The sequence below is a fragment of the Candidatus Symbiothrix dinenymphae genome, from assembly GCF_001431085.1.
On the sequence record NZ_BBRU01000552.1, the window covers coordinates 1 to 211 of the forward strand.

Sequence of the window (211 nt, forward strand, 5' to 3'; positions counted from 1 at the left end):
CCGACATCCTCAACGATGCCAACGATATTGCCCGTACCGCTAAAGGTAGCGTTCGTAGTGCCATCGTAAGTTCTGCTATCGACGGAAAAACCTGTGAGCGTAACCGGCTTGGGTGTAATCGCGGCGGGGGCTACGACATCAGCCGGCTGAGCCATCAACTCATAATTGTCTTTTTCCGTGCCGCCGAGCGCGAAACCGCTGAATGTAACCG

Annotated in this window: 1 protein-coding gene; it reads right to left on the bottom strand. The window is 55.0% G+C overall.

Annotated elements, in window-relative coordinates:
* A partial coding sequence (locus tag ASC50_RS05605; protein WP_158648514.1) for a YDG domain-containing protein occupies window positions 1-211 on the bottom strand: 211 nt, incomplete at both ends.